This window comes from Pseudoalteromonas peptidolytica, from assembly GCF_012641745.1.
In the GTDB taxonomy this organism is placed as follows: Bacteria; Pseudomonadota; Gammaproteobacteria; order Enterobacterales; family Alteromonadaceae; genus Pseudoalteromonas; species Pseudoalteromonas peptidolytica.
The window spans coordinates 55,485-73,568 of record NZ_WEHZ01000022.1 but is presented as its reverse complement, the minus strand read 5'-3'; the positions used below and the strand labels follow the sequence as shown (position 1 = coordinate 73,568).

Genomic DNA, 18,084 nt, shown 5'->3' with positions numbered 1-18,084 from the left:
ACTGGTTGAAAAACGAGAGGTAAAAAGCTGTCGAAGGTGTTACGATTGCAACAGATGATACGTATAAATAATTCTTGCGAGATAAAGCATGCCAAATAGCGCAAACACTAACGGACAAGTACTCTTTCTTTTTGTCGCAATTCTTATAGTTGGAATGTGTAGCGCCACTGGGGCCTATTTACTTCCCAAGCAAACAAAAGCGCCAACCATAGCGACGGCTAACCTTAAACAGCAATCAACGACCATCTCTGAACCTTTAGCAAAAGTAATTACTCAACATGGCTTTGATAATGCTAAACAGGTAGTACAGGCACTACTTAGTGGGAACACCAACCTTGGGGCTTACCTTTATATCAATACAGGCATGGGGCAACCAAATTTGGTACTTCAACAAAGCCCAGGGGAGCCAGTTAATGCGTTAAATCGTGAGGAGTTTTATAACAAAGGCGACATGCAAGTCTACCATATGCCACTACAGTTAGACGGGCAAAATGTTGGCGAGCTTATCCTTACCTATACGCCAACACCAAGTACAACAGCCGAAGAAAACTCGATACTCGCATACGCGCTACTATTTATAAGTTTACTGGCTGCTATCTTTGTTTTTGTATTTACACAACGAAAGCTGTCTGCGACATCCAACAATGACAGTCAAGCGCTCGTAGAAGAGATAGAGCAACTCACCGCAGATAAAAATTATAAAGCGACAGTCGGTACCTACTACCGCGGTGGATTGTCTGACATCGCTTCATCTATCAATACGCTATTAAAGCAAGTTCAGACTTCGATTGAGTCTGATCAGGCTACTCAACACGAATTGAAACAGTTACAAGAAAGCCTAGAGACAGAAGTTCAGGCGCGAACATTGGCACTGGAGAAAGCCATTTTAAATGCTGAGCGTGCCAGCGATGCGAAAACAACTTTCTTAGCAACCATGAGCCATGAGATCCGCACTCCGATGAATGGCGTCATTGGGACTATCGATCTACTGCGACAAACCGATCTCGACGGTGCGCAGCACCGCTTAACCACCATCATTCGAGATTCTGCATTTTCATTACTTGGCATTCTTGATGACATTCTTGATTTTTCAAAAATTGAGGCAGGTAAGTTAAGAATTGATAACAGTCCTTTTTCAGTTGCTGAAACCACAGAAGAGGTTGCTCGAGTGCTCTCCTCTGTTGCCAAAAAACGTAAGCTAGATTTACAGCTAGTGATAGCACCTGATATTCCAACTAACTTGGTGGGTGACACGGTTCGTGTAAGGCAAGTTCTATACAATCTATGTAGTAATGCCATTAAATTTACAACGACCGATGAGTCAACTCAAGGGTATGTCAAAATCGCAGTTGAAGTTTCACAAAATACCTCTGAGCATTATACCTTACGCTTTACCGTAACCGACAACGGTAAAGGTATGACTAAAGCACAATTAAGGGAAATCTTTAACCCATTCATCCAAGCCGAAGGCTCAATTACAAGAGAATTTGGTGGAACCGGGCTTGGACTATCTATTTGTAAAAGTTTAATTGAGTTGATGCTTGGCAGTATTCAAGTTAATTCAGATATTGGCATGGGTAGTGAGTTCATCGTTGAGTTGCCATTTAGCGTTGACGGTAAAGTAAATTATGCAAATAAACAGCTTCTAAATGCCCGAAGCGTTGCTTTACTGACGCCAAACAAAGAAAGGCAGAATATCTTAAACCGCTATCTTTCGTTCATGGGAGCGAATGTAATGGTAATTGACGATTCAGAAATTCCAGACCACCAACATGAGGATAAGCTGATCTGGGTATTGGATGGTCTTGATGGTATGGATAGGGTCAATGAAGAATTAAGAAGTATTGTTTATTCATTAGAGAAAAACGCACAACAGGTTGTTGTTTTGAGCAAAATGGACGAAGCTGCGCTGAATCACAAGCACATCTTCTACCTCAATGCCTCGCCTTTATGTAAGTCGAGCTTTATGACGTCTATTCTTGTGGCCGCTGGACTTCATAAACCCAAAGAGATCAAACCTACACGCACAATCAATGATTTTTTAAGTGTTGATGAAGCAAGAGCCACAAATAAGCTCGTATTACTCGTTGAAGACAACGTATTAAACCAACAAGTGCTTACTGACCAATTGCACTTACTTGGGTATGGTGTAGAGGTGGCCGAAAATGGTGAGGAAGGACTTGAGCTTTGGAAAAAAGAACACTTTCCGATTGTTCTAACCGATCTACACATGCCAAAAATGTCAGGCTACGACATGGTGAAAAACATCAGAGATTATGTTGAGACTGCGCCCGAAAACCTTGATCAGCCTTACATAATTGCGGTGACTGCAAATGCCTTAAAAGGTGAACGGGAGCGCTGCGAAACTGCAGGAATGAATGACTACATCACCAAACCTGTGGAGTTAAATGTATTAGAAACCACTTTAAACAAATGTATTGAGCAGCTGCCTCAAGCAAAACAGCCGCAGCAGAGCACGGCATCCCCCGAAGTCGAAGCTGCCTCACATACTGCATCTATTGATCCGCTTGCGGTTCAAAGTACTGGATCCGCTTTACCTGAAGTAGTTGATAGTCCAAGTGTTGACTCAGAACCTTTACCGACTCCAGCGATCAACATGGAGATGCTAAATAAGTATGTCAATCATGACGATGCCAAACGTAATCGTTTCTTTAGGATGTACTTAGAACAAAGTAGCCAATTGACCCGTGATATAAATGGCGCGGTTATCACTATGAACCAAGAAGAGATCATAGAAGCGTGTCATCAGTTAAAATCCATTTCGAAAACAATTGGTGCGCAAAGCGTCGCAGAAACCGCTACTGAGTTTGAAACTCTATGTAAAGAAAACACCTTAACTGGCGATCAGCTGATCCAAATGCGCGATAAATTAGAGCAAGATTTCTTGGCTGCAACTGAGTTTATCCAAGCATATTTAAGTCAAGAGGCATAACACTTTTGTTATAAGTAGCTGCTATCACATCAAATACCGTTTACATCCACAATTGTGATGCCCACTCAAACTCACGGTAGATAGCAGCGCCTTTATATATCCGCACCAAACTAGCATCAAATGCTCTCTAATGATCTATTCGTTGTAGTGCTGAACGCATTTTATTCGCTTTCTGCCTACAAATGCTTCCCCTATTAATTCTCTGTGAGTATACTGACGCGCTTTTTTAAATTAGTTAGTCGTTACATACAACAAACACTAATTAAAATAGGTACTGGCCACCCGTTCAAAAAAAGTACAGGCATGCCATGACAGTTTACCACCATGCTTAATCAGAGCATGCAGTATTGTTTGTCGCGCATCGCTAATCTGCATTGAAAAGTGTTCTGTTTACTGCGTCTCGTTTTTTAACGTCGTATTTAAAGTAAGTTGCTCATTATTCAGTGTTGATTGAAATAACAATGGCCAGATACAACACATTGATTAAATTAGGAAGTACATATGAATTCAGTTCCGAAGGCCGGAGAATTTTTGGGTCACCCTAAAGGCCTCTTCTTATTATTTGGTACCGAAATGTGGGAGCGATTTGGCTACTACGGTATGCGTGCCATCTTAGTTCTTTACCTTGTTGCTCAAGTACAAAATGGTGGGTTTGGTTGGAATAATGCCGATGCGCTTAGCCTATACGGTACTTTTACCATGGCTGTTTATCTTACTCCTCTATTTGGTGGTTGGCTTGCCGACAATGTACTAGGTCAGCGTAAAGCCATCATCATTGGTGGTATTCTAATGGCTGCAGGCCACTTTATTATGGGTATTCCACACAGTATTGTTGCAGGACAAGAAGTAAATGTGTTTTACCTTGGCTTGGCACTACTTTGTATAGGTAACGGCCTATTTAAACCTAATATTTCCACTATGGTTGGCGATCTATACCAAGAAGGTGACAAGCGTCGTGACGGTGCATTTACTATTTTCTATATGGGTATCAACTTAGGTGGTGCACTGGGTCCACTTGTTGCGGGTTATGTTGCTGCGGTAATTAACTGGCAGGCTGGCTTTATCGCCGCAGGTATTGGTATGGTTATTTCAGTGGTTATGCAGCTGATCTTAAGCCAAAAATATTTAGGTGATATAGGTAAAATACCCTCAGCAAAGCTATCTCAGCAAATGTCTGATTCAGCCACAAAAGCACCATTAACAAAACAAGAAAAAGACCGTATTCGTGTAATTTTCACGATGAGTGTATTCTCTATTATCTTCTGGATGGGTTTTGAGCAAGCCGGTGGTCTGATGAACTTGTTCGCTAATGACTACACTAACCGCATGCTGATGGGCTTTGAGATCCCTGCTTCTTGGTTCCAATCTCTAAACTCTATTTTTATCATTATTTTCGCACCTTTAGTTGCAATGATATGGCTAAAACTGGATAAGAAAGAGCCAAACTCTCCGGTTAAGTTTGCCATTGGCCTCGTTTTCCTTGCGTTAGGCTTCTTGACTATGATGTTAGCACTGGCAACTGAAGGTGCAGAAGCAGGCAGCACACTGCAGATCAGCATGATCTGGTTGGTATTGTTCTACCTATTCCATACCTTAGGCGAGCTGTGTTTATCACCAATTGGCTTATCAATGGTAAGTAAACTTGCGCCACTACGTTTAGCGTCATTGCTCATGGGTATTTGGTTCCTATGTACAGCAGTTGCGAACAAGCTAGCTGGTCTTGTGGGCTCATTCATCGGTGAAGGCCAAGAAGCCATGAACAATGCAATGAGCATTTTCATTGGCTTAGGCGGTGTCGCTCTACTATCAGCAGTTCTCATGTACCTACTAAGCAATAAGCTCGTTGACTGGATGCACGGTGCAGAGGGCAATCATGAGCCGCACACTCAGGAGCATTATTTAGCTGAAGAGCTAGAAGTATCCGCTGAGAAGCAATAATATTTACCGTAAACCACGCTGTTCAGGCGTGGTTTACCCCCTCTCGCAGCATTAAGTGTAAAGATTTAAATACAGCCTTTCCTATTTCGCCTTTCCAATTAGTCTTATGTTCAGAACACTTCACCTCATACTCTTGATCTAGAAAAACAATAAAAGCCAGTAAAATCAAAATATAAGAAAAGCCATACTTAACACCTCGTATTTTTCCTTTGGTATTTTCACTCAAAATTTAAACAAAAATAAGTTTGACTTCGTCTGTGTCGATTTTGTGTCTTTTGCATGGCAATTGTGCAACTAAATTTACAAAGTGCGCTATGGCTATTTACGCCCTTTAACTTCCCCTTTGCAGTAATTTGATTAATTATCCAGTCATAAATTCTAACAAGTCACCCAGTGCTTAATACGGGAGTAAAACAATGAGTGAAGTAAATAATCCACTAGGCCTAGTCGGCATCGAGTTCACAGAGTATGCAACACCAGACGCTGATTATATGGATAAGGTATTCACTGACTTTGGATTTTCAAAGCTAAAGAAATTTAAAGATAAGGATATCGTGTACTACAACCAACACGATATTCACTTCCTGTTGAATAACGAGCGTGAAGGCTTCTCAGCAGAGTTTGCAAAAAGCCATGGCCCTGCAATTTGCTCAATGGGCTGGCGTGTTGAAAACGCGCAAAAAGCGTTTGAAACTGCTGTAGAGCGTGGTGCAAAACCGGCAACTGATTCAACACACAAAGACTTACCATACCCTGCGATTTACGGTATTGGTGACAGCCTTATCTATTTCATTGAAAACTTTGGTGACAAAGGCTCAATCTACGAGCAAGACTTTGTAGACCTAGAAGAGCAAAGCATTGTTGCTGATAAGGGCTTTAAGCGCATCGACCACCTCACAAACAATGTTTATAAAGGGACGATGGAAACCTGGGCTAACTTCTATAAAGACGTATTTGGCTTTACCGAAGTCCGTTATTTTGATATCAAAGGTCAAAAAACCGCGCTACTTTCATATGCACTTAAGTCACCATGTGGCACCTTCTCTATTCCAATCAACGAAGGTAAAGACGACAACAATAACCAAATTGATGAGTACCTAGATGAGTACAATGGTCCAGGTGTACAGCATTTAGCGTTCTTAACTGACGATTTAGTTGGCTCATTAGATAAACTAGACAAGAGCACAATTGCAACTCTCGATATTGTAGATCATTACTACGACACTATCTTTGATCGTGTACCATGGGTTAAAGAAGACAAAGAAAAAATCAAGCAACACCAAATCTTAGTCGATAGCCAAAGCGAAGACTGCTACCTACTACAGATCTTTACTAAGAATCTGTTCGGCCCAATCTTCATCGAAATGATCCAACGTGTTGATGATGGTGGTTTTGGTGAAGGTAACTTCCAAGCGTTATTCGAGTCGATTGAACGTGATCAAGAACGCCGTGGCGTGATCTAAACACACCTATCAAATTAATTAAAAAGCAGCTAGCGATAGCTGCTTTTTGTGGTTTATCAAATTGCTATTACAACTTGAGTTTTTCATTTTTGACCATAACTCAAGTTGAAAGCCAAAATTAAAGGAAAGGCAATGTCTCAAATTAATGAAACACACGACATCCAGTTAAAGAGTTGGGTAGCTAGTGCAAATGCAACTGGAACTGATTTCCCCATTCAAAACTTACCTTTTGCAGTATTTCGTCGTAAGAATAGTAATGAAGAGTTTCGTGGCGGTGTTGCGATTGGCGATCAAGTACTAGATCTTGGTGCTGTTGTTGACGCTAACCTACTTTCAGGTGATGCAGCAGAGGCTGCAGAAGCGGCAAATGCCCCAGCATTAAACGAATTTATGGGTATGGGCCAGCAGTACTGGTCAGCATTAAGACTTGCGCTTTCTCGTGCATTACGTGAAGGCTCTGAGCTGCAATCAAGCCTTGAAGGCGCATTGGTTGCTCAAGATGACGTGGAATACGCTTTACCTTGCCACATTGGCGATTACACCGACTTTTATACCTCTATCTATCACGCAACGGCAGTAGGTAGCCTATTCCGTCCTGATAACCCACTGCTTCCGAACTATAAATGGGTACCAATCGGTTATCATGGCCGTTCTTCATCTATTGGTGTTTCAGGTCAAGCCTTCCCTCGCCCTAAAGGCCAAACCAAAGCACCTGACGCGGATACGCCATCTTTTGGTCCTTGTAAGCGCCTAGACTACGAGCTAGAGCTAGGTATTTACCTTGGCAAAGGTAATGAACTTGGCGACTCTATCGCAATTAAAGACGCTGAAGATCACGTTTTTGGTTTTTGTTTGTTCAATGACTGGTCTGCACGTGACTTGCAAGCTTGGGAATATCAACCATTAGGTCCATTCCTTGCGAAAAACTTTGCCTCAACTGTTTCTCCTTGGGTTGTAACCACAGAGGCTCTGGCACCATACCGTACTAACTGGCATCGTGATGAAAACGACCCACAGCCGCTGGAATACTTAGAGTCAACGCAAAACCGCGAGTCTGGTGCAATTGATATTCGTATGGATGTACTACTTGAGACTGAAAAAATGCGTAGCGAAGGCGCTAAGGCAAGCAAATTGTCTGAATCCAGCTTTAAGCATAGTTACTGGACGGTTGCACAAATGGTTACTCACCACACGGTGAATGGCTGTAACTTTTTACCAGGCGATATGCTAGGTTCGGGTACGCAATCAGGCCCAGAGCACGAAGAGGCAGGCTCATTACTTGAACTATCACGTGGTGGTAAAGAAACCATCACTCTAGAAAATGGTGAAGAGCGTAAGTTCTTAGAAGATGGTGATAAAGTCATTATGCGCGGCTGGTGTGAAGCTGATGGTTATAATCGTATTGGCTTCGGCTCTGTTGAAGGCACCATACTTCCAGCAAAATAATCGCAATTAGCCGTGAGTTAATCGCAAATTTATTTACTTTTAAATCAAAGGCATGATTATTTCATGCCTTTTTTTAGTTCTAAAAACTGGAAATTTGACTAAAAATTGTTAGAGTGTAGCGCTGAATTTAATTTGAGGTTGAATGTTGCAAGTACTCAAGCGCCTATATCTGAAGCTGTTTAAGCCCACTCAATTGATTGTCCGTCAAGACGCCAATGTAAAGATGATCGTACTACCATCTTGGCTTCAAGTATGTTTGTTGATGATTTTCGCTGCAATTACACTGTGGTCTGTAAACGCCGCAATCCAACTTCATAACAACAATATTCAGCTCTCTCAAGGACAGCAAAATCTCACTCAGTTGCAAGCAAAGTGGCAGCATGAAAAGGCACAATTAGAGCAGACCATTACCCAGCAGCAAAACACTTTAGCGCAGTTATCACAGCAACATAATGTGCTCGAGTCGTTAATAGATGCAACCGAACTTGCGGCCAGCAATAGCAAGACAGATGAACACTCAACGGACAAAGAAGCATCACCAGACAATGACAATACTTTCGCACCTCAAGCTGCCAAATTACTGTTGCAACAACAAACCTTGAACCGCGCTCTTGGTCAAAAATACGCAACTGACATAGCACAAATAAAAGCTTCAATCGATAGTGTAGGTTTGCAACTTGCAGACTCTTCAGATGCGCAAGGTGGTCCCTACTTTCAAGCTGATTTAGCCTTAGTCGAAGCCAGCTTTATCAATACTATCGATTACTATACAAGCTATGCACAGTTATCCACCATGATAGGACAGTTGCCTGACACCCTCCCAGTTGAGCAAGAGAAGTATTACGTGTCCAGTGCATTTGGTTTTCGTAAAGATCCGATAACAGGGCGTCGTGCTTTTCATAAAGGTATTGATTTAGCTGGGTGGCATAAAACAGATATTGTTGCCCCTGCCGCAGGTGTTGTAAAAAGAGCTGGAAAAAACGGTGGTTATGGCAAGTTTATTGAAATTGAACATGCTAATGAGATCACAACTCGATATGGACACCTACATACCATCAAAGTAAAAAAAGGTCAGCAAGTAGACAAGGGTGACGTTATTGCTTTGATGGGAAGTACAGGAAGAAGTACCTCTACTCACTTGCACTATGAGGTGATCCAAGGTAAAAAACACTTAAACCCAATTAAAATCGCTCGCGCTTTCAATAAATAAACTGAAATTTAAATAAGTGATTAGCAAACTCACTACTTATTCAGGTTTCATCACATCTATTGTTTTGACGCTGCGACAGTGAGGACTCGTGTTTAACTCATTTAAAAGTCAGCCAAGTAGCATCCCAGCTATCATCACCCACACCACCCAAATTTCTGGCGATATTACCTGTGAAACAGAATTGCAACTAGATGGCTCCGTACAAGGTAACTTAAACGTCAATAAGCTCACTATAGGTTCAACCGGTCTCGTAACAGGCAACATTCACTCTTCAGATTTGACCATACATGGAAAAGTCGAGGGGGATATTCACGCCAAGCAAGTAACTCTGCGTCCAAGTGCACAAGTATTTGGCAATATCGAGCATGAAACACTGACAATTGAAGCTGGCGCGCATGTGGAAGGTAAGCTCACTCACCACAGCGAAAGAGCCAATAATGTGACATTAATTGACTCTTCAGCTACGCAAACCACCAATAATTAAACTGAGCTGGGGATAATGAATCTGAGCTGGGGATAATGAATCTGAGGCTTGGTTAATTAGGATTTCTTCGCACTGATATACATATTTATATCAGCGTGAAATACCTTTTCTCCAGAGTTACTGAACACTTCGACAGGCACAATTAACTCTTCTTTGTCTTCCCATGTCCGAGGGTATTCAATTTTGGCGATCGCATGCAGATCAGTTTCCGCTTTTGCCAAATATTGTACTGTCATCCCCTTTGGGATCCAACGATGTGACTTGTGATTGATTGTGGCATCGGTCATCACACCTGCGCACAACTCGGCAAGATTGCATTGCGCTATCGCATGTACCGTTCCAATGTGATTGTGGATGGCTTTTCGGTTCTTAATTGTCGCTTTACATATTCCAGGTTGTAACAGTGTTATTTTTGGTTTGATGGTGCCAAAGTAAGGTGCTTTACGACAAACAGCTTTGCTAAACATCCATTTGCCAAATGGCAACCAACTCATTCTTTTATAAATTTTTAGAAGTGGTGAAGACATAAGTAGAATCAAAATATTAATTTGCTTAAAATTAACACATCTGACCAGTTTATCAACTACCGAAAATGCACAAAGAATCAAATATCTTAAAAATTTGCTAAATCGGCGCTTTGTCCTGTCTTTTCAAATTTTCCGCAATACAATGGCGGCCAAAAGGAGACATCATGACCGCAACCAACTCAAAAGCCCTAATTTTTATTCTTGCTCTACTCGTGATTTTTTGCCCATTAGGTATCGACCTGTACCTCCCTGCTTTTGTTGATATGCAAGCTAGCCTTGAAGTATCTGAAAATAAGATCCAGCAAACTGTTAGTATTTATATGTTAGCGGTTGGTTTAGGACAACTCATCGCGGGTCCATTAGCAGACAAATATGGTCGTAAACCAATTTCACTTATTGGAATAAGTTTGTTTGCCATTGGTGCAGTCATGGCAAGCTCAGTATCAACGTGGTCATTAATGATGGTCGCACGTGTTTTGCAGGGCTTAGGCGCGTGCGCCACTTTCGTCAGCGCTTTTGCGATTGTCAGAGATAGCTTTGGCCATAAAGGTAGCGGCCAGATGATCACTTACTTAAATGGTATTGTGTGCTTTATCCCTGCCCTCGCGCCAATTCTTGGTGCATGGCTTACAGTTGAATTTGGCTGGCAAAGTAATTTTAGTTTTTTGGCTGGATTTGCTTTAGTTGGATTGTTGCTCATCATCTTGCTTTATAAAGAAACTCGTCCAGAGGACACGCATTACAGTGGTCATATTCTAGACCTAAGACGCTTTACACCTATGCTAAATAGCAGCACCTTTGTTTACAACGCAATGCTCACTATGCTTGGTATGGCCGCAATGCTGGTCTTCGTGATTTCAGCACCGGGCTGGATCATGGCAAAAATGGGGGGCAGTGTGTCTGACTTTACCTTTTGGTTTACTGGTAACGCAATATTTAGTATTGCTGCAAGCTTTATCGCCCCACACTTTATTAAACGTAACAGTCAAAAATCCCTCACTTTTGGATTAAGCATTTCTTGCACCAGTGGCGTTATCCTATTGTTGTTACCACAAACTGACATTATGCATTTTGTATTACCAATGTACTTAGCATCTATCGGCTTTGCTTTTACCATAGGTGCTGCGGCTGGCAAAGCTCTATCAGGGTTTGCAAAGCAAGCAGGTACAGCTTCTGCTCTTATTGGCGTATTACAAATGAGTGGCGGGGGGTTACTCGCAACAATGAGTCAGCCTTTAGCACTAAAGGCACCAACTCAACTAGCAATGCACCTTCTACTCGCGTTGCCTTTCTTAGCGCTATTGGTAACTAAACACCGCCACCAGCTTCATAGCGCCACTTAATAGTAATTACTCAGTGGCGGCCCTGTGAGCTTATTAGGACGTTGATAGTTGAGAAGGTTATACCAATTATTTTGATTAAGTGTTCTATTTTCAAGCGAGAAAATTTTGTCGATAGCACCGCTACCGCGTCCTGTTAGCGTCAGATTTACTCCTTCAAATTGAGCAAATATTATGGCTAATTGGTATTATTACTTTCGGTTACAAGCCATGTAGACCTAAATTGGAGTGGTGTAGGTACGTCAAAAGCCGATATTTATCGCGATGGTAGTAAAATTGTCACAACTAGCAACGATAATAGCTACACAGACAGCATCAGTGTTAAAGGTAGCGGTATCATAGCTACTCAATATGTGAGCAAAGTAGTAAAACAACCTGCTCGACGACCCAAACTGTGGTGTTTTAACTCCCAACCAATTCGACAATGCCGATCATAGATCGGCATTTTTTTGTCTTTTAATCTTGTTATTACTTTAAATTATACCAATTATCTTAGTTAAGTGGTCTATTTTGAGGCGAGAAAACCTTATCGATAACCCAGCTACCGCGTCCTGCTATCGCCAAGGTACCTACATCCGTGTAGGCAAGGCGAAAATTTTGCTATTTAGTTGTTCTAAATAAGAAATTTGTAACGCTGTTAACGTCAGATTGACTCCTTCAAATTGGTATTACTCAAGCATTTTACAAAAAGAGCTTGTTCATTTTCATTTCACTTCTAAGCTCTATAATCAATAAGGACAGTCACAGAAGGAGTTCATCAAATGAGTAAAAAGGGTTATACCCCACCAAAGGTTTGGCAATGGCAAAGTGGTGATGGCAGTAAGTTTGCTAATATTAACCGCCCCACCGCAGGCGCGAGATTCGAAAAGTCCCTACCGCAAGGCAAACATCCTCTACAATTCTACTCTCTTGCCACACCAAATGGCGTAAAAGTGACAGTTTTACTTGAAGAATTACTTGCCGCAGGCGTAGAAGAAGCTGAATACGATGCTTTTTTAATTGATATAATAGAAGGCGAGCAGTTTAGCTCAGGATTCGTTGCACTTAACCCTAACTCTAAGATCCCAGCTTTACTCGATATCAGCACAGATGAACCAACCAAGGTATTTGAGTCGGGCTCAATCTTGCTTTACTTAGCTGAAAAGTTCCAAAAATTCATACCTCTAGACGCAGCCAAAAGAACAGAATGCTTAAATTGGTTATTTTGGCAAATGGGAGCTGCCCCTTTACTTGGAGGTGGGTTTGGCCATTTTTATGCTTATGCGCCAGAACATTACGAATACCCGATTAACCGCTATACCATGGAGGTCAAGCGCCAACTAGACTTACTCAATCAGCACCTAGCGACTAGGCGGTATATCTGCGGTGATGAATATACCATAGCGGATATAGCAATTTGGCCGTGGTACGGTGTACTCGCTCAAGGCCACCTTTATGGTGCCGCTGAATTTCTAGACGTCAATGGCTATGAGCACGTGATCCGCTGGGCAGGTGAAATCGCATCAAGAGAAGCTGTGAAGCGTGGAAAGATGGTCAACCGAACGTGGGGAGAGCCTCATGAACAACTGCATGAAAGGCATGACGCCAGCGACTTTGATACCAAAACCCAAGATAAGTTAACTCGGTAACCTTATCTTGGTTTAACAAGAGTTAGCTTTACCTTTCGGGTTTGATTAATCAGATTTAATCAAACTTAGTCCACGGTGCCAATAGTTTTGTGGGAGGTGGTTTACCCGCCGAGCTGTTATGTTTTTCTGGTGTGGTATTGGCCGTGCGTTCAGGTTTTTTCTATTAAAAGCAGCTAAGTAGCTTGCGAATACCAAAAAGGCTCTCAGCACCGTTTTCCTCCCTCATCACACCCGAAAGTAAATTGCCAACAAGTCATTGGATGCGTGAAAAGCGGCAACAGAGCCAAGGATGGCTCTTATACCAATTTGCTTAATTAAGTGGCCTATTTTGAGGCGAGAAAATCTTGTCGATAACTCCGCTACCGCGTCCTGCTATCGCCAAGGTACCTACATCCATATAGGCAAGGCAAAAATTTTGCTATTTAGTTGTTCTAAATAAGAAATTTTTAACGCGGTTAGCGTCAGGTTTACTCCTTCAAATTGAGCAAATATTAAGTCAAATTGGTATTACACCACGGTGACGTTCATATTGGCAATTTACTGAGGAGTCCATGTGATGTGGGGAGTGCCCTTTCTTTCGCGCAACAACTCTTTAGGAATCAAAGAAAAGTATGTCGTAGCCCATGGATGGGCGTCGAAACCAGTCAAAAGGATAACAAACCAACACCGTGAGACTTCAAAGATTACTACCCCTTCTCTGCTTTTCGTTTCGGCTATATGTTAACAACTAGCGACCTTTGTCGGTTGAGGTTATTTTGACCACAAAAACCGTTGCGACAAAACAAAATCTTAACAATTCAATGATGTAGATTTCGCCAGAACCCTGTATTATAAACTGATAAGAAGCTGAGAGCAGGCTGTCTGTATACCGACTCAGTAGATACCAAAAATAAATAACTGTGCTTATGGAACTTTTTGCGCGAATGGAATGATATTATGATCAAGAAAACCGCCATCATCATTGCAATATTAACAGCTATCAGCGGCTGTAAATCGCTGGTTTATAAAGGCAATAAACTTTACGAAGCGGGAATGTACCGCCAAGCGGCGGAGTACTATTCACAAGCTCTAGCAGAAGATCCTGAAGATCTTGAAGCAAAGCAAGGTTTAACACTCGCTAGAGATAAGCTGATAGACAAAGGATTGATTGATGTTCGCATGCTACGCTTGGCAAATAATTATACTGCCGCAGCTACCAGGCTAGAAGAAATAGTGAGAAATCAAGCAGAGTGGCAAATGAAGCCAAATGGTGCAATGGCAAATACCCAAAGAGAAGAACTTGATTACGCCAGGCTGTGGCTACTCGACGAAGCCGGTTCATTGTCTAACACGCCCTACCCAGATAGGTTTAAGTTATTTGAACACAACCACCGTCATTTGATCAGTAACGCGCAATTAGCAAGCGCCATGAGCAGCTATTATGACACGCTAAGCATCCAAGCACAGGTGAAGTGCGATACGCTCGCAAAGCAGGTCAGCGGACAGCGCTTCTATTTAAAAAGCTTCACTGAAAAGTACTGTTTAGCATGGCAAACCCCAAAACGTTTAACGGTAGATAAGCAAGACAACAGTCGTTATTTTGCAATGAATATACGTGAACGTATTGATATTGGTCTACGGTTTGGCAATTCCATTAAAGGACAATATGGCACTTTTATTTCTGACCTTAACGCGACTTTCAATAATAGCCTGTGGTTTTACAATCAAGGTGCTCAACAGCTCTCGTTAACATTGTATGCTGACGCCGATTATTATCGTGTCAGTAATCAACATATTCAACGAAAACACTATCAGCAGGAAGTTGAGCGCACAGATCCTAATAATCCCGATAAAACCCACACCACCGAAGTCACTAGAGAGTTTGCATACCCAGTCACTGTCTATGATGAGAAATTTGACATTAATATTAGCTATGAAGCCAATTTAGCTAGTCGTTATATCAAAGGGAATGCCAGCGATAGCAAACAAAACAAAACTCGCTCACATCAGGCTGATTTTGAGCAGCTTGATATTACACCGCTATCTCCGGATTTTCTTAACCTTGCTCACATCACTGAAAAGACTTTAGATGGATTAATTGAGCAGTTTTCTCAAGATTTAACTTTAACTTGGAAGCAAAACTACTGTGGTCAAGCACTTGGTACCAATAAGGGTGAAAATATTTTACGATGCGCAAAATTAGAACCAAAACACGACTATATTAACCGCTGGTTTGATCAGCACTTTGGCGTAAAGTACGCGGACATGAAAACTTTATACGGTATTTAAGGTTTTCAGATAGCTTTGAACCTCGCCAAAATGTCGAAAAATGATTATATTGTGCCAACTTTATTTGTATTAGGAAGCAAGCTATGCCAAAGGCAAGTGAAATAAAAAAACATGCCGCGATCGAGTACAATGGTCGTGTAATGATTGTTCGTGATATTGAACGTTCAGTACCACAAGGTCGTGCTGGTGGAAGCCTGTACCGCATGCGTATGTACGATGTTGTAGATAACTCAAAAGTCGATGAAACCTTCAAAGCGGAAGAAATGCTAACTTTAGCCGACCTAAATCGCCGTCCTGCAATGCTATCGTACGTTGATGGTGACGAATACGTATTTATGGACGAAGAAGACTACACCCCTTACCACTTAAACAAAGACTCTATTGCAGAGCAACTGTTGTTTATTGATGAGTCAACCAAAGGTTTGTCTGTTGTTGTGGTGCAAGGGATGCCAGTTTCTATCGACTTACCTTCAAGTGTAGAGCTTGTAATTGAAGATACTTCTCCTTCAATCAAAGGTGCCTCTGCGAGTGCAAGAACAAAGCCCGCAACACTGACTACAGGTCTTGTTGTTCAGGTTCCTGAGCACATTTCTAGTGGTGACAAGATTAAGATCAATACTGCTGAGTCTAAATTTATGGGCCGCGCAGAATAAGCCAACTGCTTTGATAGCGAGCTACCCTCGCTATCTTCCCTACTATTTTCTACTATCTGTTATGCCACAAATGCCACCATATTTCATGGTGTTATAACTGGTCTCACTCTTAAAAAGCGTGCAAAACGGGGCTTACCAAACTTTGTAAAGCCTTGATATCGATACGTCACTTGACTGCCTATTGGAGGCGGCGATGCCCTTTGCTCGTCACTAAAGCCTGACCCTATTCTAAATTCATTTCCATTAGCATCTCTCACTAACAAAGACCCCATCATCCCTCGATATTTTCCCTTACCAGGTAGGTGTTTAATCACTATCGCCTCATCATCCAAGTGAGGTTTGTATTTCAATAGATTTTTCGTTCGCCCATCTTCATGTTTTGCTGTTTTCGAGTGTAATATAACCCCTTCACCACCGCGTTTTAACACGCCATGATAATAGTCGTTAAGCATTTCAACAGAGGTAAACACGTGTTGTTCAACTGGCTTAACATGTGCCACTTGAATATCGTTTATTAGCTTAACATAGCGCTCGTTCCGCTTTTGAAATTCCTCTTTAGGATCTGGCGCATCAAACACATAATAGGTAACTTGACGCCAATGCTCCTCATTTGGAGCGTGTCGCCTAGCCACTGCACTGACAAATGCAAAGTTGTTATACCCTGCCCACAACTCACCGTCTAACCAAACGCTCGGTAACTTTTGGGTAAACCACTTTGGCGCATTAATGACATGACCACCACGAGTAAGTAGTTGATGACCATTCCAAATGGCTCGAACTCCATCAAACTTTTCACTTACCAGGTATGCAGAGATATCCTCATCACCTTGATATATCGAAGCAAGTTGGATTTTTTTATGGACTTCACTTCCATGTATATATTGAGAAAAACAAAGTAGGAAAAATAGTACGTATAGGTAACATCTCATAGCACATTCCTTTGCAGTGGATATTAAGTTAAGTTCACTTACTACAGTAAACACATAATTCTAGGCGAAAAAGCTCAAAGTAGCCCCTTAAACCAATTAGCCGTAATTCTTGCCCAATCTGAAGGAGCACACCTGACACCACCGGGTACTTCACACCCTTAATTTACTTTATGGTGTTGGCATTTCTAATTTAAAGATTACATATAACTTGGCGTTTGTAAAACCGAGTCAGAGTAAATTTAGATTCACAACCTATTGAGCCGGTTTATTCGCTAGCACTGAGCCATTTAAATACCGCTTCTAAGTCGGTAAACAAATGATCAGCATGAATAAAATCTTGCTTACTTGAATGTACGTTTGGTACTACGACCGCAGTTACCCCTGCTTCTTTGGCTGACGTAAGCCCAGTATAAGTGTCCTCGATTGCAACAGCCTGATGCGGTGCTATATTTAATGCACTAAGTGCTTTGTTATATGGCTCTGGGTGGGGCTTTGGCTGCGTAACATCATCTTTGCAAATTATCACTGAAAACAGCCCTAAGAGTTGATAGTGATCCAGCACAGGAAGTGCTTCGGCTTTGCTGCTTCCTGTCACAAGTGCAATAGGCACCCGTTTAGCGGTAAGTTCAAGTATTTGTTTCGCATAAGGCATCAACTTGGGGAAAACAGTTGCTGCCCGAGCCACAAATATACGATTTTTATGATCGCACAAAGCTTGAGGTGATGGCTGAAGTTGATGCCGTAATTTCAGCGTCTGAGCTGCTTTTAATGTTGGTACACCTGAGAACTCATCACAAAACTCCAACTCAGTATAATGAATATTGTCCTGAGTAAGTACTGTCATCCAACTTTGATAATGGAGTGCTTCTGAGTCAACCAGTGTGCCGTCAAAATCAAATAAAACTGCCTGATAGCGCATCACAACACTCCTAATAGATTATTTAGCTGTTTAGACCCGCAGGAGGCTCAGCAGTGGCTTCTTCGCCTGTTTCAACTTCTACTAAGGTATACCCACGTGGCTGTCGAATTACTTTTAGAATTGGTTTATCAAATGCTGACTTGAGTCGCTCTGCATCTGCTTGTAGCTCTTCTAATGTGCGCCCAAAAGGTGCTGCGCCTGTTTCAGACCAGTTCGTAACTTTACCGTTGAGATTATATTCTACCTCATGGATCTGATATAAAGCCGCCTCTTCTTTGGTCGCTTCACAATATATCACTCGATAGTTCCAAAAACCTGACATATCC

The 18,084-nt window shown here is 41.8% G+C and carries 14 protein-coding genes; 10 read left to right on the top strand and 4 right to left on the bottom strand.

What is annotated here, in order from left to right; all coding sequences use genetic code 11:
* Positions 1-88 precede the first annotated feature (88 nt).
* The 6 genes from F9Y84_RS14690 (at position 89) to F9Y84_RS14665 (ending at position 9,494) form a co-directional block, all read left to right on the top strand.
* Positions 89-2,953, top strand: coding sequence for a hybrid sensor histidine kinase/response regulator (locus F9Y84_RS14690; protein ID WP_147390980.1), 2,865 nt, complete (start codon positions 89-91; stop codon positions 2,951-2,953).
* A 501-nt stretch (positions 2,954-3,454) separates the two neighbouring features.
* The gene (locus F9Y84_RS14685) at positions 3,455-4,891 is read left to right on the top strand and encodes a peptide MFS transporter (protein WP_125251619.1); all 1,437 of its coding nucleotides are present in this window, start codon (positions 3,455-3,457) and stop codon (positions 4,889-4,891) included.
* A gap of 416 nt (positions 4,892-5,307) precedes the next feature.
* A complete protein-coding gene (gene hppD / locus F9Y84_RS14680; RefSeq protein WP_125251618.1) occupies positions 5,308-6,354 on the top strand; it encodes a 4-hydroxyphenylpyruvate dioxygenase in 1,047 nt (348 codons plus the stop codon).
* Positions 6,355-6,486: 132 nt separating this feature from the next.
* The gene (fahA, locus tag F9Y84_RS14675) at positions 6,487-7,800 is read left to right on the top strand and encodes a fumarylacetoacetase (RefSeq protein ID WP_147390979.1); all 1,314 of its coding nucleotides are present in this window, start codon (positions 6,487-6,489) and stop codon (positions 7,798-7,800) included.
* 142 nt (positions 7,801-7,942) lie between these two features.
* On the top strand, positions 7,943-9,010 hold the full coding sequence (locus F9Y84_RS14670; protein WP_147390978.1) for a M23 family metallopeptidase: 1,068 nt from the start codon (positions 7,943-7,945) through the stop codon (positions 9,008-9,010).
* Between the two features lie 88 nt (positions 9,011-9,098).
* On the top strand, positions 9,099-9,494 hold the full coding sequence (locus tag F9Y84_RS14665) for a bactofilin family protein (RefSeq protein ID WP_147390977.1): 396 nt from the start codon (positions 9,099-9,101) through the stop codon (positions 9,492-9,494).
* Positions 9,495-9,550: 56 nt separating this feature from the next.
* Here the strand turns inward: F9Y84_RS14665 and F9Y84_RS14660 are convergent, their stop codons facing one another.
* Complete coding sequence (locus F9Y84_RS14660; protein ID WP_147390976.1) at positions 9,551-10,021, bottom strand: hotdog fold domain-containing protein; 471 nt, start codon at positions 10,019-10,021, stop codon at positions 9,551-9,553.
* A gap of 164 nt (positions 10,022-10,185) precedes the next feature.
* On the opposite strand from F9Y84_RS14660, the gene F9Y84_RS14655 reads away from it, so the two are divergent.
* The 4 genes from F9Y84_RS14655 to efpL all read left to right on the top strand — a co-directional run bounded on the left by F9Y84_RS14655 (position 10,186) and on the right by efpL (position 15,910).
* A complete protein-coding gene (locus F9Y84_RS14655) occupies positions 10,186-11,364 on the top strand; it encodes a multidrug effflux MFS transporter (protein WP_147390975.1) in 1,179 nt (392 codons plus the stop codon).
* A 758-nt stretch (positions 11,365-12,122) separates the two neighbouring features.
* A complete protein-coding gene (gene yghU / locus F9Y84_RS14650; protein ID WP_147391492.1) occupies positions 12,123-12,989 on the top strand; it encodes a glutathione-dependent disulfide-bond oxidoreductase in 867 nt (288 codons plus the stop codon).
* Positions 12,990-13,925: 936 nt separating this feature from the next.
* Positions 13,926-15,257, top strand: a complete 1,332-nt coding sequence (locus tag F9Y84_RS14645; protein WP_147390982.1) for a tetratricopeptide repeat protein — start codon at positions 13,926-13,928, stop codon at positions 15,255-15,257.
* Positions 15,258-15,340: 83 nt separating this feature from the next.
* Entirely contained in the window at positions 15,341-15,910 is a 570-nt protein-coding gene (efpL, locus tag F9Y84_RS14640) for an elongation factor P-like protein EfpL (protein WP_099641735.1), read from the top strand.
* An 83-nt stretch (positions 15,911-15,993) separates the two neighbouring features.
* Here the strand turns inward: efpL and F9Y84_RS14635 are convergent, their stop codons facing one another.
* From F9Y84_RS14635 to F9Y84_RS14625, 3 genes are all read right to left on the bottom strand, one after another.
* Positions 15,994-16,839, bottom strand: a complete 846-nt coding sequence (locus F9Y84_RS14635; RefSeq protein WP_147390983.1) for a DNA ligase — start codon at positions 16,837-16,839, stop codon at positions 15,994-15,996.
* A gap of 265 nt (positions 16,840-17,104) precedes the next feature.
* Positions 17,105-17,758, bottom strand: a complete 654-nt coding sequence (locus F9Y84_RS14630; RefSeq protein WP_147390984.1) for an HAD family hydrolase — start codon at positions 17,756-17,758, stop codon at positions 17,105-17,107.
* A 22-nt stretch (positions 17,759-17,780) separates the two neighbouring features.
* Positions 17,781-18,080: a hypothetical protein gene (locus F9Y84_RS14625; RefSeq protein WP_125251605.1), complete on the bottom strand. Its 300-nt coding sequence runs from the start codon at positions 18,078-18,080 to the stop codon at positions 17,781-17,783.
* Between the last annotated feature and the right edge of the window lie 4 nt (positions 18,081-18,084).

What these genes read in the sequence shown, in the direction of transcription:
- F9Y84_RS14690 (WP_147390980.1), top strand. Translation starts at nt 89, where the DNA reads ATGCCAAATAGCGCAAACACTAACGGACAAGTACTCTTTCTTTTTGTC.
- F9Y84_RS14685 (WP_125251619.1), top strand. Translation starts at nt 3,455, where the DNA reads ATGAATTCAGTTCCGAAGGCCGGAGAATTTTTGGGTCACCCTAAAGGC.
- hppD (WP_125251618.1), top strand. Translation starts at nt 5,308, where the DNA reads ATGAGTGAAGTAAATAATCCACTAGGCCTAGTCGGCATCGAGTTCACA.
- fahA (WP_147390979.1), top strand. Translation starts at nt 6,487, where the DNA reads ATGTCTCAAATTAATGAAACACACGACATCCAGTTAAAGAGTTGGGTA.
- F9Y84_RS14670 (WP_147390978.1), top strand. Translation starts at nt 7,943, where the DNA reads ATGTTGCAAGTACTCAAGCGCCTATATCTGAAGCTGTTTAAGCCCACT.
- F9Y84_RS14660 (WP_147390976.1), bottom strand. Translation starts at nt 10,021, where the DNA reads ATGTCTTCACCACTTCTAAAAATTTATAAAAGAATGAGTTGGTTGCCA.
- F9Y84_RS14655 (WP_147390975.1), top strand. Translation starts at nt 10,186, where the DNA reads ATGACCGCAACCAACTCAAAAGCCCTAATTTTTATTCTTGCTCTACTC.
- yghU (WP_147391492.1), top strand. Translation starts at nt 12,123, where the DNA reads ATGAGTAAAAAGGGTTATACCCCACCAAAGGTTTGGCAATGGCAAAGT.
- F9Y84_RS14645 (WP_147390982.1), top strand. Translation starts at nt 13,926, where the DNA reads ATGATCAAGAAAACCGCCATCATCATTGCAATATTAACAGCTATCAGC.
- efpL (WP_099641735.1), top strand. Translation starts at nt 15,341, where the DNA reads ATGCCAAAGGCAAGTGAAATAAAAAAACATGCCGCGATCGAGTACAAT.
- F9Y84_RS14635 (WP_147390983.1), bottom strand. Translation starts at nt 16,839, where the DNA reads ATGAGATGTTACCTATACGTACTATTTTTCCTACTTTGTTTTTCTCAA.
- F9Y84_RS14630 (WP_147390984.1), bottom strand. Translation starts at nt 17,758, where the DNA reads ATGCGCTATCAGGCAGTTTTATTTGATTTTGACGGCACACTGGTTGAC.
- F9Y84_RS14625 (WP_125251605.1), bottom strand. Translation starts at nt 18,080, where the DNA reads ATGTCAGGTTTTTGGAACTATCGAGTGATATATTGTGAAGCGACCAAA.